At 66.0% G+C, this 23,813-nt stretch carries 19 protein-coding genes; 12 read left to right on the top strand and 7 right to left on the bottom strand.

Annotated features, from left to right (window positions below; translation table 11 throughout):
- The first annotated feature begins 54 nt into the window (after positions 1-54).
- Positions 55-1,092 (top strand): hypothetical protein, encoded by a 1,038-nt coding sequence (locus ACVILH_RS32835; RefSeq protein ID WP_456716599.1) that lies wholly within the window; start codon positions 55-57, stop codon positions 1,090-1,092.
- Positions 1,093-1,095: 3 nt separating this feature from the next.
- On the opposite strand, the gene ACVILH_RS32830 is transcribed toward ACVILH_RS32835, so the two are convergent.
- Complete coding sequence (locus ACVILH_RS32830) at positions 1,096-2,229, bottom strand: DNA methyltransferase (protein ID WP_456716598.1); 1,134 nt, start codon at positions 2,227-2,229, stop codon at positions 1,096-1,098.
- 386 nt (positions 2,230-2,615) lie between these two features.
- On the opposite strand from ACVILH_RS32830, the gene ypfJ reads away from it, so the two are divergent.
- Both ypfJ and moaB read left to right on the top strand, forming a co-directional pair.
- On the top strand, positions 2,616-3,539 hold the full coding sequence (gene ypfJ, locus ACVILH_RS32825; protein WP_456716597.1) for a KPN_02809 family neutral zinc metallopeptidase: 924 nt from the start codon (positions 2,616-2,618) through the stop codon (positions 3,537-3,539).
- A gap of 15 nt (positions 3,540-3,554) precedes the next feature.
- Entirely contained in the window at positions 3,555-4,115 is a 561-nt protein-coding gene (moaB, locus tag ACVILH_RS32820) for a molybdenum cofactor biosynthesis protein B (protein WP_456716596.1), read from the top strand.
- Positions 4,116-4,145: 30 nt separating this feature from the next.
- Here moaB and ACVILH_RS32815 read toward each other — a convergent pair whose 3' ends face one another.
- The 4 genes from ACVILH_RS32815 to ACVILH_RS32800 all read right to left on the bottom strand — a co-directional run bounded on the left by ACVILH_RS32815 (position 4,146) and on the right by ACVILH_RS32800 (position 8,992).
- Positions 4,146-4,649 carry a hypothetical protein gene (locus ACVILH_RS32815; RefSeq protein WP_456716595.1) on the bottom strand — a complete coding sequence of 168 codons (504 nt, stop codon included), beginning with the start codon at positions 4,647-4,649 and terminating at the stop codon, positions 4,146-4,148.
- A 138-nt stretch (positions 4,650-4,787) separates the two neighbouring features.
- Positions 4,788-5,747 carry a bifunctional helix-turn-helix transcriptional regulator/GNAT family N-acetyltransferase gene (locus ACVILH_RS32810; protein WP_456716594.1) on the bottom strand — a complete coding sequence of 320 codons (960 nt, stop codon included), beginning with the start codon at positions 5,745-5,747 and terminating at the stop codon, positions 4,788-4,790.
- A gap of 64 nt (positions 5,748-5,811) precedes the next feature.
- Positions 5,812-6,384 (bottom strand): glycosyl transferase, encoded by a 573-nt coding sequence (locus ACVILH_RS32805; RefSeq protein ID WP_456716593.1) that lies wholly within the window; start codon positions 6,382-6,384, stop codon positions 5,812-5,814.
- A gap of 190 nt (positions 6,385-6,574) precedes the next feature.
- A complete protein-coding gene (locus tag ACVILH_RS32800) occupies positions 6,575-8,992 on the bottom strand; it encodes a phosphoketolase family protein (RefSeq protein ID WP_456716592.1) in 2,418 nt (805 codons plus the stop codon).
- A gap of 191 nt (positions 8,993-9,183) precedes the next feature.
- Here ACVILH_RS32800 and ACVILH_RS32795 point away from each other — a divergent pair, with 191 nt between their 5' ends.
- The 3 genes from ACVILH_RS32795 (at position 9,184) to ACVILH_RS32785 (ending at position 13,012) form a co-directional block, all read left to right on the top strand.
- Positions 9,184-10,359, top strand: a complete 1,176-nt coding sequence (locus ACVILH_RS32795) for a PA0069 family radical SAM protein (RefSeq protein ID WP_456716591.1) — start codon at positions 9,184-9,186, stop codon at positions 10,357-10,359.
- An 87-nt stretch (positions 10,360-10,446) separates the two neighbouring features.
- A complete protein-coding gene (locus ACVILH_RS32790) occupies positions 10,447-11,298 on the top strand; it encodes a ribonuclease HII (RefSeq protein WP_456716590.1) in 852 nt (283 codons plus the stop codon).
- A gap of 205 nt (positions 11,299-11,503) precedes the next feature.
- Positions 11,504-13,012 carry a glycosyltransferase family 39 protein gene (locus ACVILH_RS32785; RefSeq protein ID WP_456716589.1) on the top strand — a complete coding sequence of 503 codons (1,509 nt, stop codon included), beginning with the start codon at positions 11,504-11,506 and terminating at the stop codon, positions 13,010-13,012.
- Positions 13,013-13,124: 112 nt separating this feature from the next.
- Here ACVILH_RS32785 and ACVILH_RS32780 read toward each other — a convergent pair whose 3' ends face one another.
- Positions 13,125-13,940 (bottom strand): uracil-DNA glycosylase, encoded by an 816-nt coding sequence (locus tag ACVILH_RS32780; protein WP_456717147.1) that lies wholly within the window; start codon positions 13,938-13,940, stop codon positions 13,125-13,127.
- A 306-nt stretch (positions 13,941-14,246) separates the two neighbouring features.
- Between ACVILH_RS32780 and ACVILH_RS32775 the strand changes: the two genes are divergently transcribed.
- From ACVILH_RS32775 to ACVILH_RS32760, 4 genes are all read left to right on the top strand, one after another.
- Positions 14,247-15,905 (top strand): electron transfer flavoprotein-ubiquinone oxidoreductase, encoded by a 1,659-nt coding sequence (locus ACVILH_RS32775; RefSeq protein ID WP_456716588.1) that lies wholly within the window; start codon positions 14,247-14,249, stop codon positions 15,903-15,905.
- 244 nt (positions 15,906-16,149) lie between these two features.
- Entirely contained in the window at positions 16,150-17,946 is a 1,797-nt protein-coding gene (locus ACVILH_RS32770) for a tetratricopeptide repeat protein (RefSeq protein WP_456716587.1), read from the top strand.
- A gap of 181 nt (positions 17,947-18,127) precedes the next feature.
- Positions 18,128-19,030, top strand: a complete 903-nt coding sequence (locus ACVILH_RS32765) for a 4-(cytidine 5'-diphospho)-2-C-methyl-D-erythritol kinase (RefSeq protein WP_456716586.1) — start codon at positions 18,128-18,130, stop codon at positions 19,028-19,030.
- 903 nt (positions 19,031-19,933) lie between these two features.
- Positions 19,934-21,046, top strand: coding sequence for an IS4 family transposase (locus tag ACVILH_RS32760; protein WP_456716585.1), 1,113 nt, complete (start codon positions 19,934-19,936; stop codon positions 21,044-21,046).
- A 480-nt stretch (positions 21,047-21,526) separates the two neighbouring features.
- Here the strand turns inward: ACVILH_RS32760 and ACVILH_RS32755 are convergent, their stop codons facing one another.
- The gene (locus ACVILH_RS32755; RefSeq protein ID WP_456716584.1) at positions 21,527-22,537 is read right to left on the bottom strand and encodes a polyprenyl synthetase family protein; all 1,011 of its coding nucleotides are present in this window, start codon (positions 22,535-22,537) and stop codon (positions 21,527-21,529) included.
- A 103-nt stretch (positions 22,538-22,640) separates the two neighbouring features.
- Between ACVILH_RS32755 and ACVILH_RS32750 the strand changes: the two genes are divergently transcribed.
- Positions 22,641-22,868 (top strand): putative signal transducing protein, encoded by a 228-nt coding sequence (locus ACVILH_RS32750; RefSeq protein ID WP_434857035.1) that lies wholly within the window; start codon positions 22,641-22,643, stop codon positions 22,866-22,868.
- Positions 22,861-23,622, top strand: a complete 762-nt coding sequence (locus ACVILH_RS32745; RefSeq protein WP_456716583.1) for a tRNA1(Val) (adenine(37)-N6)-methyltransferase — start codon at positions 22,861-22,863, stop codon at positions 23,620-23,622. Before ACVILH_RS32750 ends, ACVILH_RS32745 begins: the two co-directional genes overlap by 8 nt.
- Positions 23,623-23,813 lie beyond the last annotated feature (191 nt).

Here is a 23,813-nt window from a genome sequence, read left to right as displayed (position 1 = left end):
CGAAGTCATCGCCGAAACGGCGCAACGGGGGCGCGTTGAATCGTCGGAGGACTGATGACGAATCGAACGGCGAATGTGTTGCCGTATGTTGCTGCTGCCGTGCTGGTGGGAGCGGCTGCGGTGACAGTCGAGCTTCAACCGGCATCGGCTGCTGACGAATGTTTGGCGAAGCCTGGCGAGACTCCGGCGGGAAAGCATTGGTTCTATCGCGTCGATCGCGCGACCAAGAAGCAGTGCTGGTATCTTCGCGAGGATGATCGCGCGGGGCAGGGCGCCTCGCTCACCACGCGCAAACTGGCCTCGCATCGGGATCGCACGGCGCTGTCGTCGTCCGCGGCCGATGCGCGCGCGGAATTTCAATCGTCGGCGAATCAAACCGGCGACGAGGTGAAGCCTGCGGCGTCGATGCCGAGCGCGGCGACGCGGCCCGCCGCAGTGTTCCCGCCGGTCGCCGCATTTCCGGCTGCGCCGGCTCCGGCGCCCTCCGCCGCGGCGGCGCCTGCGGCCCCAGCGCCGATGAGCGCGGCGCCAGCGACCGAGACGAGCGCTGCAGCGCCGAGCGATTCGGCTGTCGCGACGCGCTGGCCCGATTCATCCGACACGCTGCAGGCAAAGCCCGCGCCGGCGCCGCGATCGCAGTCCTACACCGTTGCGGCCGCGACGAGCGATGCTGCAACGACCGACACCGCTGCGCCGGTCACGACCTCGCAAACGGTGGCCGAAGCAGCTCCGATGATGTCGGTTAGCGGGATCAATGACGACGCCGCGCGCACGCGGCTGTTTGCCTTCCTCGGCGCGGTTGCGGTGGCCGGATTTTCGACCAGCGTCCTGCTGGCGCGGGCGCGTGCCAAGCGGCAGCTGCGTCTCGAGCCCGTGGCGGCGCGGCGGGTGTCGCGCTGGCCGGCGGAGCCGGAGCTCGACCGCATGCATCTGCCGCCGGTGGACAGCTTCCATCCCGGGCTTGCGCGCCGCGAGCCGCAGCGGGTCAGGCAGGTCTCGGTCGTGCCGCGCGACGACGCGCGCTATGACGAGCAGTACGAGGTCGAGGACCTCCTGGCGCGCTATTCCGGCCAGGCCCGCCAGAGGTCGTGAGCCTCAGGCGGCGCTCATCTCGGAGCGGACCTCGGCGCGCAGCTCGTCGATCAGCCTGAGGCCGCCCTTCGTCTCGACGTGCCAGAACGTCCAGCCATTGCACGCCGGCAGCCCTTGCGCGACGGCGCCGATGCGGTGGATCGATCCGACCTTGTCGCCCAGCATAATCGCCCCATCGGCGCGCACCAGCGCGCCGTAGCGGCGCTTGGAGTCGACGAGCTTGGCCCCGGGCGCGATCATGCCGCGCTCGATCAATTCGGCGAACGCCACCCGCGGTGCCTCGCGCGCGGTCATGAACGGCGCCAGCGTCGCTTCGGGCAGAGGCTCGACGGCTGCGATGCGGCGTTCGGCCGCTTCCGCATAGACCTTCTCGCGCTCGAAGCCGATGTAGCGGCGGCCGAGACGCTTGGCCACGGCGCCGGTGGTGCCGGTGCCGTTGAACGGATCGATCACGAGATCCCCGGGCTTCGAGGATGACAGCAGCACGCGGGCGAGCAGGCCTTCCGGCTTCTGCGTCGGATGAACCTTCTTGCCGTCGCCGTCCTTCAGCCGCTCCTCGCCGGTGCACAGCGGAATCAGCCAGTCCGAGCGCGCCTGCACGTCCTCATTGGATGCCTTCAGCGCTTCGTAGTTGAACGTGTAGCCCTTCGCCTTCTCGTCGCGCGCGGCCCAGATCATGGTCTCATGCGCGTTGGTAAAGCGGCGGCCGCGGAAGTTCGGCATCGGGTTCGACTTGCGCCAGACGATGTCGTTGAGGATCCAGAAGCCGAGATCCTGCATCATCGCGCCGACGCGGAAGATGTTGTGATAGGAGCCGATCACCCAGATCGTCGCGCTCGGCTTCATCGCGCGGCGCGCGGCGAGCAGCCAAGCGCGCGTGAAGTCGTCATAGGCGGCGAACGAGGAGAACTTGTCCCACTCGTCGTTGACGGCATCGACCTGCGATTCGTCGGGACGTTTGAGCTCACCCTTGAGCTGCAGATTGTACGGTGGGTCCGCAAACACCAGGTCGACGGATGCGGCCGGCAGTTTCGACATCTCGGCGACGCAGTCGCCGACAATGATTCGGTGCTCTTCAAGGGGCTGAAATTTAGTGCGGGGCGCCTTTGCAGACGCCCCGCGACGCGACTCTACCATGACTCAAGAACTCTGACTCAGGCGACGCTGTCGGCGACGCGGGACCTAACAACCGACTGCCCACACATTGACCGGGCAAAGTAAAAATGGACTTAACCGGGAAAATTTTTCGTATCTCTGCAACCATGTTCATCACGCGCACTGGCGATGAAGCGGCATTCATCGGTGCGCCGCCGTCGCTCCGCAACGTGTCGATCGCGAACGGCTTTTTCCCTGTCCCGCATGAGAGCAGCGACTGTCGCGGTGCGGCGCGTGCGCCAGTTTATTTGGCGGAGCTAGGCAAAACTTGCCGGGCGGGATATTGATTAACACAGTGGAAATTTTACCTGTTTGCCGCGTTGGGATTTTCGCGCAGAGCTGCGCAAGCACAGTGAGGAAAGGCCGCCATGCGTTACGATGATTTCCGTCGCAGCGACGACATCGACGACCGTCGCGACGAAGGCGGCGGGATGGGCGGCGGTATGGGTCTGCCGATCGGCGGCGGCGGGCTCGGCATCGGCACCATCATCGTGCTCGGCCTGATCGGCTACGCCTTCGGCATCGACCCGCGCATCCTGATCGGCGGCGCCGAGATGATGAGCCATGGCGGCGCACCGAGCTATCAGACCGAGCGTCGCTCCGCGGGCAAGAGCGGCGCGCCGAAGGACGAGATGGGCGACATGATCGCCGGCGTGCTCGGCGAGATCGACGACCGCTGGAGCGAGATCTTCCAGTCCTCAGGGCAGAATTACACCGGGCCGAAGATCGTACTGTTTCGCAACAGCACCAATGGCGGCCGCTGCGGCATGGCGCAGTCGGCGATGGGGCCGTTCTATTGTCCGCCGGACAAGCAGATCTTCCTCGACACCAATTTCTTCCGCGAGGTCGAGACCCGTTTCCGCGGCTGCTCGGGCAACGCCTGCAAATTCACCGCAGCCTACATCATCGCGCATGAGGCCGGGCACCACGTTCAGAACCTGCTCGGCATCCTGCCGCGCGTGACGCGGATGCAGCAGCAGGCGGACAACAAGGCCGAGGCCAATGCGCTGCAGGTCAAGGTCGAGTTGCAGGCGGATTGCCTGTCTGGCGTCTGGGTCAACCGCGAGGCCAAGAAGCGGCCGGGCTTCCTCGAGGATGGCGATATCGATGCGGCGCTGACCACGGCGTCCGCCATCGGCGACGACACCTTGCAGCGCAAGGCCACGGGGCGCGTGGTGCCGGATTCGTTCACGCACGGCTCGGCCGCGCAGCGCAAGCGCTGGTTCATGATCGGCTACCAGCAGGGCACGGTGCAGGCCTGCAATACCTTCGCCGCGAACGCGCAGCTCTAGGGAGGGCGAGTCACGATGGCGATCGACGAGAGCAAGAGCTTCATTCCCCTCAACATCGCCGTGCTGACGGTGTCCGACACGCGCTCGCTCGCCGACGACAAGTCCGGCAACACCTTGAGCGATCGGCTGACCGCCGCGGGCCACACGCTCGCCGCGCGCGACATCGTCACCGACGATGTCGAGAAGATCCGGGCCGTGGTGAAAGGATGGATCGCCGACCCCGGCGTCGACGTCATCATCACTACCGGCGGCACCGGCTTCACCGGCCGTGACGTGACGCCGGAGGCGATCGAGCCGCTGTTCGAGAAGCGGATGGACGGCTTCTCCATCGCCTTCCACCTGCTGAGCCATGCCAAGATCGGCACGTCTACGATCCAGAGCCGCGCCACGGCGGGCGTCGCCGGCGCCACCTACATCTTCTGCCTGCCGGGCTCGCCGGGCGCCTGCCGCGATGGCTGGGACGGCATCCTCGCCGCTCAGCTCGACTACCGCACGCGGCCCTGCAACTTCGTCGAGATCATGCCGCGGCTCGACGAGCATCTGCGCCGGCCGAAGGCGCAGGGTGCGACGGCCTGACGCGATACGGCCTCGGGCCGCCTCAGCGGCTCACTTCTCCGGCACGATCTCGAAGGCGCCGCCGCCTTCGATCGCCGCGCCAACGAGGCCGCCCACCAGGCTGGCCCCGAAATTATTTCCGCGTGGACCGACCACCATTCGATAGGCCTTGCCGGGCTCGGCGTCGAACCGAATGTTCGACGAGCCCGGCGAGGACCAGGCCGAGACGGTGATCGTCGTGGCGCCCGGCGCGAGCGGGGCGCTGTAGCTCTCGCCGCGGCCAAGGCTCGCCACCTCGGCGCCGTTGATCTCCACCGTCGCCTTCACCCCGAGATAGAGCAGGTCGGTCGTCCGCGTGATCTCGACCGTTGCGTCGCCCTTGGGCGCTTGTCCCTTGGCGGCCTGTCCCTTGTTCGCTTGTCGCTTGGACGCGTGTGGCTTGGGCGCCTGTTGCTTGGCCGCTTCGTCCTGCGGCGCGGCGTAAGCCGCCGTCCCCCCCTCGGCCCCAAACACCACAGACAACGCTAGCAGCGCCGCAAACCTCGATCGCACCATCAAATCCATCACTGCTGACACCCGCTCCAATTTCGCGGCATACTAGCGGCGCGCGGGATCTTCGCAATCGTCGGCTTCAGCATGTTGTGGACGAGATTTCGAGATGCTGGCGATTGTCATGGGCGGCGAGCCGCGCGGCTAAAGCTCCAGCCGCCAGGTCTCGCCGGTGAGCGGCACGCCGAACATCGCGTGCGGCTCATCGGCGATCTTGCGGAATCCGGCGCGGGCATAGATGTCGCGCGCCGCGGTGAGGATGCTCTGCGTCCACAGCTCGATCGTCGTATAGTTCGTCTCGCGCGCGAAGCGGATGCATTGCTCGGTCAGGGCGCGCCCGACACCGAGCCCGCGCGCCTTCTTCTCGACCAGCAGCAGCCGCAGCTTGGCGACACCGTTGCCGCCATTGACCAGGAAGATCGAGCCGACCGGCTCGCCGGCGAATTCCGCGATCCAGCAATGCTCGCGGGTGGAATCGTAATTGCGGATGAACTGCGCGCCGATCTCGGCGACCAGCGCCTCGAACGTGGCGTTCCAACCGTACTCTTCGGTATAGACGGCACCGTGCCGGGAGACCACCCAGCCGATGTCGCCGGGGCGGTGGCTGCGCAGCAGCACCGGAGAGCGCTGCGGCTGTTGCGGCTCCAGGGCGCCTTCGATGGTCGCCATCGCGCCGACCAGCCGGTCGCGCAGAGCCGGGGCGAGCGGCGCGAGCATCGCCGCGATTTCCTTCTGCGAGCTGCGATCGAGCCGGGTGTAGGCTTGCCGCCCTTTTGCGGTCAGGCCGAGCTGCTGCTGCCTTCGATCCGACGGCAGCGGCGTGCGGCTGATGAGGCCCTTCTCGTCGAAGCTCTGTATGATGCGACTGAGATAGCCGGCGTCGAGGCCGAGCGAGAGGCCGATCTCCTTGGCCGAGATCGCCGCGTGCTGCGCCAGCTCATAGAGCACGCGCGCCTCGGCGAGCGAGAACGGGCTGTCCAGCAGATGCTGGTCGAGCGCGCCGAGCTTGCGGGTGTAGAAGCGGTTAAAGGCGCGGACGGCGGCGACCTGATGGTCCGCGACCTCCGCGTCAACGAGTTGGCTGTCCGATCGAGCAGGATTCATGAGCGCCTCCGATATTTGCCATTGTCAATCAAATGATTGACTTTGGCAAGTATCTGCGTGACCCTCAGACCATCACGATCCGGCTGCGCAGCATGGTGCGGGAGGAGCGGCCGAGCTGGCGCAGCAGCCGCGTCTCCGCCTGCTTGATGTCCGGCCGGTAGCCGCCGACCTGCCGGTAATGCTCCCGGGCGATCAGCAGGCCCTGGTCGCCGAGCGGGCCGATCAGGGCGCGGGCGACGGAGCGCAGGCGGTCGCGCAGGCTGACGGCGGCATAGGGCGAGCGGGCGTAGCGGAAGACGCCGGCCAGCGGGCGGCCGGCGGCCGCGACGCTCTGGACGAACTGCATGGTCTCGTCGATCCAGCCGGGATCGAGCACGGCGCCTGCCGGCAGGAACATCAGCCAGGGCGCGCGGGCCTGCGCCGCGCCCGCCGCCAACGCTGCGGCATGCGAGCCCTCGAACTTCATGAAGTGGCAGCCGGCGACGTCAGCGACCCGCTCGATCACGCTGGAATCGGCCGAGCGGTCGATCAGCAGCACCTCCGTGACGATTCCGGCCGCGGCGCCCGGCACCAGCGCCGACAACGTGGCCACGGCGGTCTGCTCGACCCCTTCGGTCGGAATGATCACGCTCAGCATGAACCTGGCATCTTCGTTGGCAGTACCTCCGGTTCTCTTGTTATCATCTTGTCATAACTGAATCAGCCCGCTGCACTGCAGAATTTTGCAGCAGGCGGCCAGCGCCGTCCGTTCGCGCAACGCCCGAACGGCCGCTATTTCAAGATGCGGCGCTGCGGCGGCTCGCGCTCGGCTGGCTCAGTCGCAGGCCTCAGTCGCCAGCCTGGGCGGGCGTCGTGCCGCCCGCGCTGTTTGGCCAGATCCAGTCGCGGATCTCCGGCATGTCCTCGCCATGCGCCCGGACGTAGCGGGCGTGCTCGATCAGCGCGTCGCGGAAGCGCTGCTTCACATGCGCCGCCGACACGGCGAGGCCGGGCACGCGCTCGATCGCCTCGATGGCGAGATGAAAGCGATCGAGCTCGTTGAGCACGACCATGTCGAACGGCGTCGTCGTGGTGCCTTCCTCGATGAAGCCGCGCACATGCATGCCGGCATGGTTGGTGCGGCTGTAGGTGAGGCGGTGGATGAGATGCGGATAACCGTGATAGGCGAAGATCACCGGCTTGTCGGTCGTGAACAGGCTGTCGAAATCGCGATCGCTGAGGCCGTGCGGATGCTCGGTGTCCGGCTGCAGGGTCATGAGATCGACGACGTTGACGACGCGGATCTTCAAGTCGGGAAGCGCCTTGCGCAGCAGGTCGACCGCGGCGAGCGTCTCCAATGTCGGGATGTCGCCGGCGCACGCCATCACCACATCGGGCTCGGCGTCGGCGGGTCCCGTGCCGGCCCATGGCCAGATGCCGATGCCGGCGTCGCAATGCACGGCGGCCTCCTTCATCGACAGGAATTGCGGCGAGGGCTGCTTGCCGGCGACGATGACGTTGATGCGGTTATAGGTGCGCAGGCAGTGGTCGGCGATCCACAGCAGCGTATTCGCATCGGGCGGGAAGTAGATGCGGACGATGTCGGCCTTCTTGTTGGCGACGAGATCGACGAAGCCGGGATCCTGGTGGCTGAAGCCGTTATGGTCCTGCCGCCAGACATGTGAGGTGAGCAGATAGTTCAGCGAGGCGATCGGCCGCCGCCATGGCAGATGGCGCGACACCTTCAGCCATTTGGCGTGCTGGTTGAACATCGAATCCACGATGTGGATGAAGGCCTCGTAGCACGAGAAGAAGCCGTGGCGGCCGGTGAGCAGATAGCCTTCCAGCCAGCCCTGGCAGAGATGCTCGCTCAGCACCTCCATGACGCGGCCGTCATGCGCGAGATGCACGTCGTAGGGCTCGATGCCTTCCATCCAGACCCGCTCGGTGACGTCGAACACCGCGTCGAGCCGGTTGGAGGCGGTCTCGTCCGGGCCCATGATGCGGAAGTTTCTCGTGTCAGCATTCAGCCTGATGACCTCGCGCAGGAACTTGCCGAGCTCGCGCGTCGCTTCCGCGATGGTCTCGCCGGGGGAGCGCACCTCGACCGCGAAGGCGTGATAGTCCGGCAGCTTCAACTCGCGCTTCAACAGCCCGCCATTGGCGTGCGGATTGGCGCCCATGCGCCGCGTTCCCCGTGGCGCAAGCGCCTGCAGCTCCGGCACGAGCCGGCCTTGCGCGTCGAACAGCGTCTCCGGCTGATAGCTCTTCATCCAGGCTTCCAGCAGCGCGAGGTGGTCCGGCTTGCCGCGCGGATTTGCGATCGGCACCTGATGCGCGCGCCAAAAACCTTCGACCTTGAGGCTGTCGACCTCCTTCGGTCCGGTCCAGCCCTTCGGGCTGCGCAGGATGATCATCGGCCAGCGCGGGCGCTGCAGCACCGCATCCGGCTGGCGGGCGTTCTGCTGGATCGAGCGGATGCTCGCGAGCGCGACGTCGAGTGCGTCGGCCATCTGCCGGTGCATCGCCTTGGGCTCATCGCCCGCGACGAACAGCGGCGCATAGCCATAGCCCTCGAACAGGCACTTGAGCTCGGCATCGCCTAGGCGGCCGAGCACCGTGGGGTTGGCGATCTTGTAGCCGTTGAGGTGCAGGATCGGCAGCACCGCGCCGTCCTGTGCCGGGCTCAGGAATTTGTTCGAATGCCAGGATGCGGCGAGCGGGCCGGTCTCGGCCTCGCCGTCGCCGATCACGCAGGCGACGATCAGGTCGGGATTGTCGAATGCGGCGCCATAGGCGTGCACCAGCGCGTAGCCGAGCTCGCCGCCTTCATGGATCGAGCCGGGCGTCTCCGGCGCCGCATGGCTCGGAATGCCGCCGGGGAAGGAGAACTGCCGGAACAGCTTTCGCAAGCCGTCCGCATCGCGCGTGATGTCGGGATAGATCTCGCTGTAGGAGCCTTCGAGATAGGTGTTGGCGACCATGCCCGGGCCGCCATGACCGGGGCCGCAGACATAGATGACGTCGAGATCCTGTGCGGCGATGGCGCGGTTGAGATGGGCGTAGATGAAGTTCAGCCCGGGCGTGGTGCCCCAATGGCCGAGCAGGCGGGGCTTGATGTGCTCCGGCTTGAGCGGCTCGCGCAGCAGCGGGTTGTCCAGCAGGTAGATCTGCCCGACCGACAGGTAATTGGCGGCGCGCCAGTAGCGGTCGAGCAGATCGAGATCGTCGGCCGGGTTGGTCTGTTGGGGAGAACTGATCTGCATGGGACCTCGCTTGCCTTCCGCTTCGCGCCTGCGGGAGCTGAGATGAGAGTAACGCGGCACCATCCCGTTCCAGCGCAGCCCGAGCATAGAACGGGAATGTGATGGCTGGCCTTGCGCAAGCTCAGACGCGCGCCTGTATCTTCGTTCTATTTTATTCTTGTTATGTTCTCATTTTGTGCTATGTCTTGGTCATGAGCCGAGCATCTTCACATGCCCTCAAGCGCCCACCGGTCACGGTGCCCTCCGAGCCGGTGGGCGCGCCTTCCTCAGGTCATGAGGACTTTCCCGAGCTCGCGGTCGCCATTGAACGGGGCCGGCGCCGCGGCCGGGGTGCACAATCCAATGCGAGCGGCCGCTACGAGGCGGAGGCCCGTGTTGTCTTCGATGACGGTTGGCAGAGCCTCGAAGATCTGCCGCCGTTCAAGACGACGGTCGCGACCGACACCTCGCGCAAGGTGATCACCCGCAACGACTCGCCCGATATCGGCTTCGATCGCTCGATCAATCCGTATCGTGGCTGTGAGCATGGCTGCGTCTATTGTTTCGCGCGGCCGACCCACGCCTTTCTCGGCCTGTCTCCCGGGCTCGATTTCGAATCCAAGCTGTTCGTGAAGCCGGACGCGCCGGCGCTCCTGGAAAAGGAGCTGGCGGCCAGCGGCTACGAGCCGCGGATGATCGCGATCGGCACCAACACCGATCCGTACCAGCCGATCGAGCGCGAGCGGAAGATCATGCGCGGCATCCTCGAGGTGCTGGAAAAGGTTGGCCATCCCGTCGGGATCGTGACCAAGTCGGCGCTGGTGATGCGTGATGCCGACATCCTGGCGCGGATGGCCAAGAAGAACCTGGCGAAGGTGGCGATATCAGTGACGACGCTGGACCCCAAGCTGGCGCGCACCATGGAGCCGCGGGCGTCGACGCCGTCCAAGCGTCTGGAGGCACTGCAGGCATTGTCGAAGGCCGGCATTCCGACCACGGTGATGGTTGCGCCGGTCATCCCGGCGCTGAACGACAGCGAGATCGAGCGCATCCTCGATGCCGCCGCTCATGCCGGGGTCAAGGAAGCGGCTTACGTGCTGCTGCGGCTGCCGCTGGAGGTGCGTGATCTGTTCCGCGAATGGCTGCTGGAGCATTATCCGGACCGCTATCGCCACGTCTTCACCCTGATCCGCGACATGCGCGGCGGCCGCGACTACGACTCGCAATGGGGCACGCGGATGAAGGGCACCGGACCGATGGCCTGGATGATCGGCCGCCGCTTCGAGATCGCCTGCGAGAAGCTCGGGCTGAACAAGCGGCGGACGAAGCTGACGACGGATCATTTCGTGCGGCCGAAAGGCGGCGGACAGCAGCTGAGCTTGTTCTGACGCGAACCTCCGTTCGGAACCATGCAGGTGGGAATAGCGGGGAATTGAGGTTCGTTCGGGTTGCGCTGGGTTGGGCCGTTTCGCACGATGCGACTCATGATTCGGGACCTAGCGAAAAAGCCGGGCAGGGCGAAAGCAGCCGGCGCGGCAAAGAAGAGCACTGCCGCGAAAGTTGCGGCCAAGTCGGCCGCGGTGAGCGCGGCAGGTAAAGGCAGCGCCAAGCTCGGCAAGGGCGTCATCGCGGTGGCGCCGCCGAGCTTCCGGCGCGAGAGAGCGCTGCTCAAGCAGGGCATCTGGCCCGTCGCCGGCTGCGACGAGGCCGGCCGCGGACCGCTCGCCGGCCCCGTGGTCGCTGCTGCCGTGATTCTCGATCCCAACCGCATTCCCAAAGGCCTCGACGATTCGAAGCGCCTGAGCGCAGAGCAGCGCGAGGCGCTGTTCGACAAGATCTGCAAGACCTCGGCCTTCGCGGTGGCCTTTGCGTCGCCGTCGCGAATCGATCGCGACAACATTCTGCGGGCCTCGCTGTGGGCGCTGTCGCGGGCGGTGAGGGCGCTGCCGGAGGCGCCGAAGCATGTGTTCGTCGACGGACGCGACCGCATCGATGTCGATTGCAACTGCGAGGCGGTGATCGGCGGCGACGGGCTGGTGATGTCGATCGCCGCGGCCTCGATCGTCGCCAAGGTGACGCGCGACCGGCTGATGTGCGCGCTGGCGCAGGACTGCCCCGGCTACGGTTTCGAGCAGCACAAGGGCTATGGCGTGCCGGAGCATCTTGCGGCCCTCGACCGGCTCGGTCCCTCCGTGCATCACCGCAGCCTGTTTGCGCCGGTGGTTGCGGCCCGGCAGAAGCATCAGCCGTCGGCCGTGCAGCCGGAGCCCGATCTGTTCGCGGAGATCACGGTGGTGACCTCGACCGAAATCACCCTTCAAGTCTGATGCCGGTTGCCTCGACCGCGCCGCGGTCTTAAAGCTTGAGCTAGCGAACCAGCACGAAGTGTCACTCCTCGCAGCGCGGGCGGTGTTGTGCGCCCAAATCGTGCGGTATCGATTGCGGGCGCCGGACAACGCGGCTGCGGATGAGGGACGGTCCTGCCGGCCTCCTCGACGTCCCAAGCGACCCAGCCAAGCGAACCAGCCGTTCATGCGTTTCACGTCCCTGGTTGTCGAACTGATCCGCGCAAGGCCGCGGCTGGTCGTCGTCATCGTGGTGCTGTGCCAGGCCCTGATGTGGCTCGGCACGGCCGTGCTGTTCTATCGCAGCCCGCCCGGCCAGCTTGCCACCACCATCGCGTTCGGCAGGGAATACCAGGTCGGCACCGATCTCGGGCCGCCGCTGTCGTTCTGGCTGGCCGACATCGCCTATCGCGCCGCCGGAAATCATTTGTTCGGCGTCTACGTCCTCGCGGTGCTGTCTTCGGCGCTGGCGCTCTGGGTCATCTATCTGCTGGCGCGCTCGATCGTCGGCGGCCAGCAGGCGGTGCTTGCCGTGCTGCTCACGATGACGATCACGGCCTTCGGCGCGCCCACGCTCGAATTCGGTCCCGATGTGCTGGCGCGTCCGCTCTGGGCGCTGCTGCTGCTGCATAGCTGGCGAATTCTCGGGCAGGGCCGGCGCAATGCCTGGTTCGCCTGGTCGATCGAAGCCGGCCTCCTGCTGCTGACCACGCCCGCCGCGGCGGGCCTGCTGCTGCTGCTGGCCGGCTTCGCGGTGTCGACCGCCCAGGGCCGCCGCGTGCTGCGCTCGTTCGATCCGCTGTTCGCGCTGCTCGTCGTGCTGGCGCTGGCGCTGCCCTACCTCATCTTCGTGCTGCGCTCCGACAGCGTCGGCCTGCCGGTCCTGCCGATTCTGGCACAATTGTCGGCCCGTGGCTGGCACTGGCTGGCGATCGCCGGCGGATTGCTGCTCGCGATCGCCGCGATGCTGTTGCTCGTCCTGCTCGACGCCAGCTGGGTCAGCCGCGGCGACACCGATGCGCCGATCATCTATCGCCGCGCCGTGTCGCCGCTCGCCCGCGATTTCGTCTATTGCTTCGCGATCGCACCGGCGCTGGCCGGCAGCCTGATCTCCGGCCTGTTCGGTCTTCCGACGGTGCTCGGCGGCACCGCCGTCAGCCTGAGCATGGTCGGACTGGCCCTGGTCGTCGCCTCGGGCGACCTGATCTATCTGCGCCGGCAGCGGCTGCTGCGCGTGGTCTGGGCGGCCGCGGTCGCCGCGCCCGCCGTGCTCGTCGCCGGCAACGTCGTCGTGCAGCCCGTGCTCGGCGACGGCGAGGTCGCGACCTCGATGCCGGCGCGAGACATCTCCCGCTTCTTCGTCGAGAGCTTCGAGCGCAGGACCAATCAGCGGCTACAGGCGGTCGCGGGCGATCCGCAGCTCGCCGGCCTCGTCGCGCTCGGGCGCCGCCGCGCGCATCTGTTCCTCGATGCCACCCCGCAGCGGACGCCGTGGATCACGGCGGCCAAGTTCGCCGAGAGCGGCGGCATCGTGGTCTGGCGCGCCTCCGACACCGCCGGCACGCCGCCGCCGGACCTGGTCCAGCGCTTTCCGGGCCTGGTGCCCGAAGTGCCGCGCAGCTTCGACTGGCTGATCAACGGCCGCCAGCCGGTGCTGCGCATCGGCTGGGCGATTGTGCGGCCGAAGGGGCAGTAGGAATTCCACACTCTCCGTCATTGCGAGGAGCGCAGCGACGACGCAATCGAGGGGCGTGAGCGGGACTCTGGATTGCTTCGCTTCGCTCGCAATGACGCGGAGAGGTCGGAGGTCAAACCGCCAGCACCGCCGCGATCGCGCGCAGATCCTGCCAGGACAGCCGCTTGTAGGATGGCGAGCGCAGCAGATAGGCGGGGTGGAACGTGGCGAGCGCGCGGATCGTGCGCTTGCCGGTGTCATAGTCGCGCCATTTGCCGCGCGTGCGCATGATGCCCTCGGTGGTGCCGAGCAGCGCCTGGGTCGAGGGGTTGCCGAGCGTCACCAGCACGTCGGGATCGACCAGCTCGATCTGGCGACGGATGAAGGGCAGGCAGATCTGCGTCTCCTGCGGCGTCGGCGTGCGGTTGCCGGGCGGCCGCCACGGGATGACATTGGCGATGTAGACCTTCGTGCGGTCGAGCCCGATGGCGCCGATCATGCGGTCGAGCAGCTTGCCCGAGCGGCCGACGAAGGGCAGCCCCTCGATGTCCTCGTCGCGGCCCGGCGCCTCGCCGACCAGCATGATGCGGGCCTCCGGATTGCCGTCGGCGAACACCAGCCGCGATGCAGTCTGCTTGAGTGCGCAACCGTCGAAATTCTCCAACAGCTCGCGCAATGCTTGAAGCGTGGACGCCGTGCGCGCCGCCTCGCGCGCCGAGGCGATCGCCGCGTCCGGCGGGGGCGGCGGTTCTCCGCGCGGTGGAATGATCGCTGGCGCGGCTGGGCGGCCGGACTGCGCCGCAGCCTGCCGCACGACAGGCGCGGCCGCTGGCACTGGTTCAGGCTCGACCAGCCGGTTGATCGGCTCGTCGGCCAACGCGCAATCGACCCCGGCCTCCAGATAGAAGGCGAGCAGCTGGCGGATGTCGGGGAGGGGCTCGGGCGTCATCATGATCGTCAACTGCGACAGTCTACGCTGTCCCGGCGCATGGCGGAATGCATTTACGTGGTTGTCCTGCCCCGAAAAATCGGAAACAAGAGCTTGGAATAACCCAAAAAAGGGACGGAACGCCCTAGTGTTCCGGCGGCCGCCTTCGCTCCCCTCAGGACCCACCTCCAGCGAAACGCGAACGCCTTGAGGAACCCTAGTTAAGTCATTGTCGCTGTTGCAGCTCTCGGGTTTGACCTTTGCTTGCGCCAGGGGGCGGCAAGGGCCACATCCAGCTGCATCAGCCGGGCCTTGAGATCGAGAGAGATGAGCACCGAAGAATTACCTGCGCGCGAATCCATGGAGTTCGACGTCGTCATCGTCGGCGCCGGCCCGTCGGGCCTGACCGCTGCGATCCGGCTGAAGCAGCTCAATGCCGATCTCAACGTGGTCGTGGTCGAGAAGGGCTCCGAGGTCGGCGCACATATCCTGTCCGGCGCCGTGATCGATCCGACCGCGCTCGACAAGCTCATCCCGGATTGGCGCACCGATGACGACTGCCCGCTGAAGACCCAGGTGCAGGTCGACAAGTTCTTCTGGATGACCGAGAGCAGCGCGGTCTCGCTGCCGGCCTTCGCGATGCCGCCTTTGATGGACAACCATCATTGCTACATCGGCTCGCTCGGCAACGTCTGTCGCTGGCTGTCGCGCAAGGCCGAGGCGCTCGGCGTCGAGATCTATCCGGGCTTCGCGGCGACGGAAGTGCTCTATGACGAGCAGGGCGCGGTGCGCGGCATCGCCACGGGCGACATGGGCATCGGCAAGGACGGCCAGCCGAAGGCCTCGTTCACGCGCGGCATGGAGCTGCTCGGCAAGTACACGCTGTTTGCGGAAGGCGCGCGCGGCAGCCTGTCCAAGCAGCTGATTTCGAAGTTCGCACTCGACGCCAAGAGCGAGCCGCCGAAATTCGGCATCGGCCTCAAGGAGGTCTGGCAGATCGATCCCGCCAAGCACAAGAAGGGCCTGATCCAGCACTCGTTCGGCTGGCCGCTCGACATGAAGACGGGCGGCGGCTCGTTCCTCTATCATTACGACGACAATCTGGTCGCGGTCGGCTTCGTCGTGCACCTGAACTACGACGATCCCTATCTGTCGCCGTTCGAGGAATTCCAGCGCTTCAAGACGCATCCGTCGATCCGCGGCGTGTTCGAAGGCGGCAAGCGCCTCGCCTATGGCGCACGCGCCATCACCGAAGGCGGCTATCAGTCGGTGCCGCGGCTGTCGTTTGCCGGCGGCGTGCTGATCGGTTGCGCTGCGGGCTTCGTCAACGTGCCGCGCATCAAGGGCGTGCACAATGCGATGGGCAGCGCGATGCTCGCCGCCGAGCATCTCAATGCGGCGCTGGCCGCCGGCCGCGCCAATGACGAAGTGGTCGAGTACGAGAACGCTTGGCGCGGCTCGCCGGTCGGCGAGGACCTGTTCAAGGTCCGCAACGTCAAGCCGCTATGGTCGAAGTTTGGCACCGTGCTCGGCGTTGTCCTCGGCGGCTTCGACATGTGGTGCAACACGCTGGGCTTCTCGCTGTTCGGCACTCAGTCGCACGTCAAGCCGGATCGCTCGACGCTCGATCCCGCCAAGGCGCACCAGCCGCGGCCATCGATGAAGCCGGACGGCAAGCTGACCTTCGACAAGCTGTCCTCGGTGTTCCTGTCGAACACCAATCACGAGGAAGACCAGCCGGTGCACCTGAAGGTCGCCGACATGGCGCTTCAGAAAAGCTCCGAGCACGACGTCTATGCCGGCCCGTCCAACCGCTATTGCCCGGCCGGCGTGTATGAGTGGGTGGAGGACGGCACCAGCCCGCGCTTCGTCATCAACGCGCAGAACTGCGTCCACTGCAAGACCTGCGACGTCAAGGACCCCAACGGCAACATCACCTGGGTTCCTCCGGAGGGCGGCGGCGGGCCGAACTACGAGGCCATGTAAGCCCTGCGTTAACGCACGATTGCGTGAGCCGGCTGCCCCGGCGGGGGCAGCCGGCCACGATACGGCCATCTTGGCGCGGTTTGTCGCAGGAGACCTTGGCCAAAGGGGCTCCCGGCTGACCCGAATATCCTGCAAATCCTTGCGGTTGGCCGCCAAACGCGGCATTGTCGGCGCCTTGACGAGCGGCCGACCGGGTTCGTGTCCGATACGACCAATCCATATCCAACAACCAGAGCGCACCGTGATGTTATCCATTCGCAATCGCTGGACCGCCATTGCTATTGCCGCCTTGCTGCTCCCCGGTGCCGTTATGGCCCAGACGCCGGATCATCCGGCGGACACCGCCGCGAAGTTTCCGACCGGCGTCGACCTGAAGTCGCTCACCACCTCGGGCAGCTATCTCGCCGCCCGCCACGCCAGCGTCGAGCGCGACGCGGCCTCGGCCGCCGCGTTCTATCGCTCGGCCCTGCGCAGCGATCCGAAGAACAACGAGCTGCTCGATCGCGCCTTCATCTCGTCGGTTGCAGACGGCGATATCGATGAAGCGGTCAAGCTCGCCGAGCGTGTGCTTACGGTCGACAAGTCCAACCGTATCGCCCGCCTCGTGATGGGCGTGCAGGACATCAAGCAGAAGAAATACGCCGCCGCGCAGAACAACATCAATCAGTCGGTGCGCGGCCCGATCACTGACCTCGTCGCCACCCTGCTGTCGGCCTGGGCCACCGCGGGCGCGGGCGATGCCAAGGGCGCGGTCGCCAACATCGACAAGCTGACCGGTCCGGAATGGTACCCGCTGTTCAAGGACCTCCACGCCGGCATGATCCTGGAGCTCGCCGGCAAGGAGAAGGAAGCCGGCGCCCGCTTCGAGCGCGCCTACAAGCTCGACGATTCGATGCTGCGCATCACCGAGGCTTACGCGCACTGGCTGTCGCGCAACAAGGATGCGGCGTCCGCCACCGCGATCTATGAGGCGTTCGACAAGAAGCTCGCGCGTCATCCGCTGGTGCAGGAAGGCCTGCGCGACACCAAGGCCGGCAAGAAGCTGCCGTCGCTGGTCGACTCGCCGCAGGCCGGCGCCGCCGAGGCGCTGTACGGCATCGGCGCGACGTTGAGCCGCCGCGGCGGCGAGGACCTCGCGCTGGTCTATCTGCAGCTCGCGCTGCATTTGCAGCCGAATCATCCGCTGGCGCTGCTGTCGCTCGCCGATCTCTACGAGACGGTGAAGAAGCCGCAGATGGCGATCAAGGTCTATGAGCGGGTGCCGGCGAGCTCGCCGCTGAAGCGCAATGCGCAGATCCAGCTCGCGACCGATCTCGACAGCGCCGATCGCAGCGACGATGCGATCAAGATCCTCAAGGACGTGATCGCGCAGGATCCGAAGGATCTCGAAGCCATCATGGCGCTCGGTAACATCGAGCGCGGCCGCAAGAAGTTCGCGGACTGCGCCAAGACCTATTCGCTCGGCGTCGATTCGCTGCCCGCCAACAACGACAAGGCCAACAGCGTCTATTACTACTATCGCGGCATCTGCCTGGAGCGCTCCAAGCAGTGGCCGAAGGCCGAGGCCGACATGCGCAAGGCGCTCGAGCTGCAGCCCGACCAGCCGCATGTGCTGAACTATCTCGGCTATTCCTGGATCGACCAGGGCGTCAATCTCGACGAAGGCATGAAGATGATCAAGCGCGCCGTCGAGCAGCGCCCCGACGACGGCTACATCGTCGATTCGCTCGGCTGGGCCTATTATCGCATCGGCAACTACGAAGAGGCGGTGAAGAACCTCGAGCGCGCGATCGACCTGAAGCCCGAGGATCCGACCATCAACGACCATCTCGGCGACGCCTATTGGAAGATCGGCCGCAAGCTGGAAGCCAAGTTCCAGTGGGCCCATGCCCGCGACCTGAAGCCGGAGGCCGAGGAGCTGCCGAAGATCGAGGCCAAGATCCAGAACGGCCTGACCGACGATCCGGCGCCGGCCGCCGCCAGCGCCGACACCAAGGATACGCCGGCCGACGCCAAGAAGGACGACGGCAAGGGCGGTTAGATCTTAAAGGGCGGTTAGGTCCTACCGATCACGATGTGAAGCCATCACGGGCTCCTCGGCTTGCCGGGGAGCCCGGATTGATTTTGATGAAGGTGTCGTGGTGACGGCTCCGTGCGTTTCGGCTCCGGGCCGAGAGCATTGCCGGATCTCCACCACTTGAGAGCTTGGGGGCATTGCGCCGATGTTGGCGTCCACGGTCACCGGCGCGCTGCAGGAGCAGGGCCGCGCCAAGGTCAATCTCACGCTGCGCGTCGTCGGCCGCCGCGCCGACGGCTATCATGATCTCGAAAGCGTCGTTGCGTTTGCCGACTGCGCCGACCAGCTGACGCTGCTGCCGGGGCCCGAGCTGTCGCTGACCACGACCGGGCCGCTGGCCGACGCCTGCGGCGACACCTCCGACAACCTCGTGATCAAGGCCGCGCGGCTGCTGGCCGAGGCCGTGCCCGGGCTGAAGCTCGGCGCTTTCACATTGGAGAAGGTGCTGCCGGTCGCGGCCGGCATCGGCGGCGGCTCGGCTGATGCGGCCGCGGCACTGCGGCTGCTGGCGAAGCTCAACGGACTGTCCCTCGATGACCCGCGCTTGCAGGCGGTCGCGCTGAAGACCGGCGCCGACGTGCCGGTCTGCGTGCCCTCGCGCGCCTGCACCATGACCGGCGTCGGCGAGAATCTTCAGCCGCTCGCGCTGCCGGTTTTGCCTTGTGTGATGATCAATCCGCGTGTGCCGGTGGCGACAAAGGATGTGTTCCAGGCGCTCGGGCTGAAGCCGGGCGATCTCTTGGTCGGTGTGACCGACGTTCTCACCGCGCCATCCTGGCCGAATGCCGGCGCTTCCGTCAACGATTGGGTTGCCGCGCTCGACCAGGTGAAGAACGATCTCGAGCCGCCGGCGCTAAAGGTGCAGCCGATCATCGGCACCGTGCTCGATGCGCTCCGCGCGAGCACCGGCGTGCTGCTGGCGCGGATGTCCGGCTCGGGCGCGACCTGCTTTGCGATCTATGGCCGCGAGGCTGATGCGAAGGCGGCCGGCGCTGCGATCGCCGCTGCTCATCCCGAGTGGTGGGTGCACGCGGGCACGCTGAGCTGACTAATTAGCTGCGAATCGGCTGCGTGATACAGCGCCCTCTCCCCTTGCGGGAGAGGGCATGTACGGCCTATCAGCGCACGCGGTTGGGTGAGGGGTATGCCTCCGCAAACTCAGCTCGCGGAGAGATACCCCTCACCCAACCGAGCTTGCTGATCTGTCCTGCATGCCCTCTCCCGCCCTGGCGAAGCTTCGCTTCGCCTTGGGGGAGAGGGCACATTCACTGGCACCGCATGCGCGGGCATAGCACCATGAGGCAGGAGGTCTCGCAACTAATGCGGCCCTACGGTCTGCGGACGAGCTCATCAGCATCTGCGAAACGGCTGCGTGATACAGTGCCCTCTCCCGCCCTGGCGAAGCTTCGCTTCGCCTTGGGGGAGAAGGCGCATTCACTGGCACCGCACGCGCGGGCATAGCACCATGAGGCAGGAGGTCTCGCAACTAATGCGGCCATACGGACTGCGGACGAACTCATCAGCATCTGCGAAACGGCTGCGTGATACAGCGCCCTCTCCCCTTGCGGGAGAGGGCATGTACGGCCCATCAGCGCACGCGGTTGGGTGAGGGGTATGCCTCCGCGAGCTTAACTCGCGGCGAGAGACCCCTCACCCAAGTGAGCTTGCTGATCTGTCCTACATGCCCTCTCCCGCAAGGGGAGAGGGCGCATTCACGGGCATCGCATGTGCGGGCATAGCGCCACGAGGCAGGAGGTCTCGCAACTAATTCGGCCATACGGACTACAGACTAACTCATCAGCGTCTGCGAAACGGCTGCGCGATGCAGTGCCCTCGCCCCTTGCGGGAGAGGGCATGTACGGCCTATCAGCGCACGCGGTGGGGTGAGGGGTATCTCTCATTGGCGCTAACTTACCATTTTGCTGCCTGAAACTGATGATTCTTCGGTCGAGTGACTGACGAATCGCTTTCAAACGCCGAATGGCTGCGCACCATCGCTCGGTTGGGCGGTGCTGACCTGCTTGAGCATGAGGCTCGGCAATTTGGGGCTTTCAGACGGGCCCGCAAGATTGAATGCGCCGTTGATCAGCTGCGGCTGGTGCTGGCGTATTGTTGGGGAACGCGCGGGCTGCGATTGACCGCCGCCTGGGCTGAGGCGATGGGGCTTGCCTCATTGTCGAATGTTGCGCTTCTCAAGCGGCTACGCAACTCGGCGGATTGGCTCGAACAACTGGTCTGCCGGCTGCTCGCTGGGAGCGCAGGTGAGACCTGCCTGGCCGCAGCGAAAGGCCGACCGGTTCGTCTTGTCGATGCCACGGCGGTGGCAAAGGCCGGCCGCAATGATCGAGAATCCGGTGGCGTATGGCGGATACATTCTGCCTTCGATCTGGCTAGCGAGCGCTTTACCGCCTTCGAATTGACGGACGAGAGCGAGGGCGAGGTCATCGATCGCGCCGATGTCGTGGCGGGCGAGATACGTGTCGGCGATCGCGCCTATCTGCAGCCCGACCGGATCGCCAAGGTGCTTGCTGAAGGCGCCGATATCGTCGTGCGCGCCAAATGGAATGGCGCACGTTGGCTCGACGCTGACGCGAACCGACTCGATGTCATTGCTCTGCTTAAAAGGTCACGTGGCAAGGGATTGATTGATCGGCCCGTCTGGATCAAGGCTTCGGCGAAAGAGCCTATTGCATTGCGTCTGGTGGCGATCCGAAAGCCCAAGCAGGCGCGCGATGCCACGATCGAAAAGATCACGCGCCGAGCACGAGACATGGGCCGCAAGCTGCAGCCCGAGACGTTGGTCGCAGCCGAATGGGTCATCATCATCACCTCGCTCGATCGCGATGAATATCCACTTCCAGCAATCAGCAGCCTCTATCGATTGCGGTGGCGTATCGAGATCGCCTTCAAGCATCTCAAGAGCAGTATCGGCCTCGCGCGACCACCGGGCGAGGATCCCAGGAGCGCGAGAGCACACATCCTCTGCCATCTTCTGCTGGCCCTGCTGACCGAGCCGCTCATCGCGGAACATCTCGGTGACTCTCCCCGCCGGAAGGCCGCGTGAAGAACGGCGCCTGGCGCCTATCACGCTTGATCGTCGAGGCCCTCATCGACGCTGTCATCCCCAAGCCCGACGTGCAAACATTGCGCGCCGCCGCGCGAAACATTCAACGCCATCTTCGAGAGCCGCCAAGAAAACGAGAATACCAAGCGATAATTTGGTAAGTTAGCGCCAATGGGGGTATCTCTCCGCGAGCTCAGCTCGTTGAGACATACCCCTCACCCAACCGCGCTTGCCGCGCTGTCCTACATGCCCTCTCCCACAAGGGGCGAGGGCGCAATCACGGGCACTGCATGCGTGGGCATAGGGCCACGAGGCAGAAGGTCTCGCAACTAATGCGACCCGACGGACTGCGGAATAACTCATAAGCATCTGCGAAACGGCTGCGCGATACAGTGCCCTCTTCCCTTGCGGGCGAGGGCGCAGTCACGGGCACCGCCTGCGCGGGACGTAACACTCTCGGTGGAGAAGCAGACGACCTAACTAATGCGACCTGGCCAAACAGAACGCCACGACCTGCTCCAGCGCCGTCTTCATCGGCGAGGCCGGGAACAGCGCCAGCGCGTCCACGGCCATGGCGCCATAATGATGCGCTCGGCTGATCGTGTCCTCCAGCGCGCGGTGCTTGTTCATCAGGCCGATGGCGTGATCGAGATCGCTGTCATTGATCTCGCCGCGCTCCAGCGACTTGATCCAGAAGGCGCGCTCGCTGTCGCTGCCGCGGCGGAAGGCGAGCACGACGGGCAGGGTGATCTTGCCCTCGCGGAAATCGTCGCCGACATTCTTGCCGAGCTTGGCAGCCTTGCCGCCATAGTCGAGCACGTCGTCGACCAACTGGAAGGCGATACCGAGATTCATGCCGAAGGAGCGCGACGCGGTCTGCTCAGCCTTCGGTCGATCGGCGAGCACCGGGCCGACCTCGCAGGCGGCGGCGAACAATTCGGCCGTCTTGCCGCGGATCACGGCGAGATATTCGTCCTCCGTGGTCGCGGTGTTCTTGGCGGCGGCGAGTTGCATCACCTCGCCCTCGGCGATGGTGGCGGCGGCCGCGGAGAGAATGTCGAGCGCGCGCAGCGAGCCGACCTCGACCATCATGCGGAACGCCTGGCCGAGCAGGAAGTCGCCGACCAGCACGCTGGCCTCGTTGCCCCACAGCATGCGCGCGGACAATTTGCCGCGGCGCATTTCGCTTTCGTCAACCACGTCGTCATGCAGCAGCGTCGCGGTGTGCATGAACTCGACCGCGGCGGCGAGCTTGACGTGGCCGTCCCCCGCATACTCGGTGAGATGCGCCATCGCCAGCGTCAGCATCGGCCGCAGCCGCTTGCCGCCGGAGGAGATCAAATGATTGGCGACCTCCGGGATCATCGTCACGTCAGAGCCGGTGCGCGACAGGATCGTGGCGTTGACTCGTTCCATGTCGGCCGCGACCAGACCGACCAGCCCATCGATGGAAGCGCCCGATGGACTTTCGAAAGGTACGATAACCGCCACGCTGGTCTCCAATTTTGCTATCTTCAGGGTTCGACAATAGAAACTGCGGCCGCAGGCGGCAAGGGCGGGACACGGAACCTTGACCTGCACGGAGACATAACGATTGAAGGAATTGGTTCGGACCAACGACATCGTGCTGGTTTCGGCGGTTGGGGCGCTGCTCGACGGCGCTGACATCCACCACCTCGTGCTCGATCAGAACATGAGCATCATAGAGGGCTCACTCGGCATCCTGCCGCGGCGAATCCTCGTGCATGAGGACGACAACCTGCAGGCCCGGCGGCTGCTCACCGAGGCCGGGCTGGCGCACGAGCTGCGCCCGGATGAGTGACGCGGTCATCTCCGAGGATATGGTGCTGGGCGGCCGCCTGCGGCTGCGCCAACCGACCTCGGGCCATCGTGCCGGCCACGACGCGATCCTGCTGGCGGCGGCGACCGCCGCACGGCCGGGCGATCGCGTCGTCGATCTCGGCGCCGGCGTCGGCACCGCGGGACTGGCGCTGGCGCGGCGTGTGGATGGCCTCGCGCTGGTGCTGGTGGAGCGGGAGCCGCATCTGGCGGCGCTCGCGCGCGACAATGCGGATGCCAATGACCTGCGGGCCGAGGTGGCTGTGCTGGACATCGCCGCCGATGCCGCTGCGTTTACCGCAGCGGGCCTTGGGCCGGACAGCGTCGATGTCGTGCTGATGAATCCGCCGTTTCACGACGCCGCGCATCACCGCGCCTCGCCCGATGCCGCGCGCGCCGGTGCGCACATGGCGACGGCGACCACGCTGGAGCAGTGGACGCATGCCGCGCGCCGGATGCTGAAATCCGGGGGCGTGCTGACCTTGATCTGGCGGGCCGACGGGTTGAGCGAGGTGCTGGCGGCGCTGGCGCGCGGCTTCGGCAGCCTGGCGCTGCAGCCGGTGCATGGTCAGGCTGGAAAGCCTGCAATCCGCATCCTGGTGCGGGCCGTTAAGGGAGGGCGGGCACCGACCCGGATTCTGCCAGGGGTGATGCTCAATGAAGCGGCAGGTGTGCCAAATGACGACGTGTCGCGTGTGCTGACGGGGCAGGGGGCGTTGGCTCTGGCCGCCCCCTGAACGGTTGATCGGGGTCTGGCGTTAGTGTGTCTGCGCCTCGGAGCGGCGTTCTGTTACCGACGTGAAACGGATCGCCGTCAAGAGAGTACCGATCAGCAGCATCAACAGGTAGACCTTCATGAATTCCTCCGCCGCACTCTGTATCGTGATCAGCCGTGCAATTGCCCGGGACACAGCAAGGCTTGTTCCAG

The organism is Bradyrhizobium sp. USDA 4353 (assembly GCF_054063215.1).
Note: the sequence above shows the minus strand (reverse complement) of the source record. Positions and strands in the feature narration are given on the sequence as shown.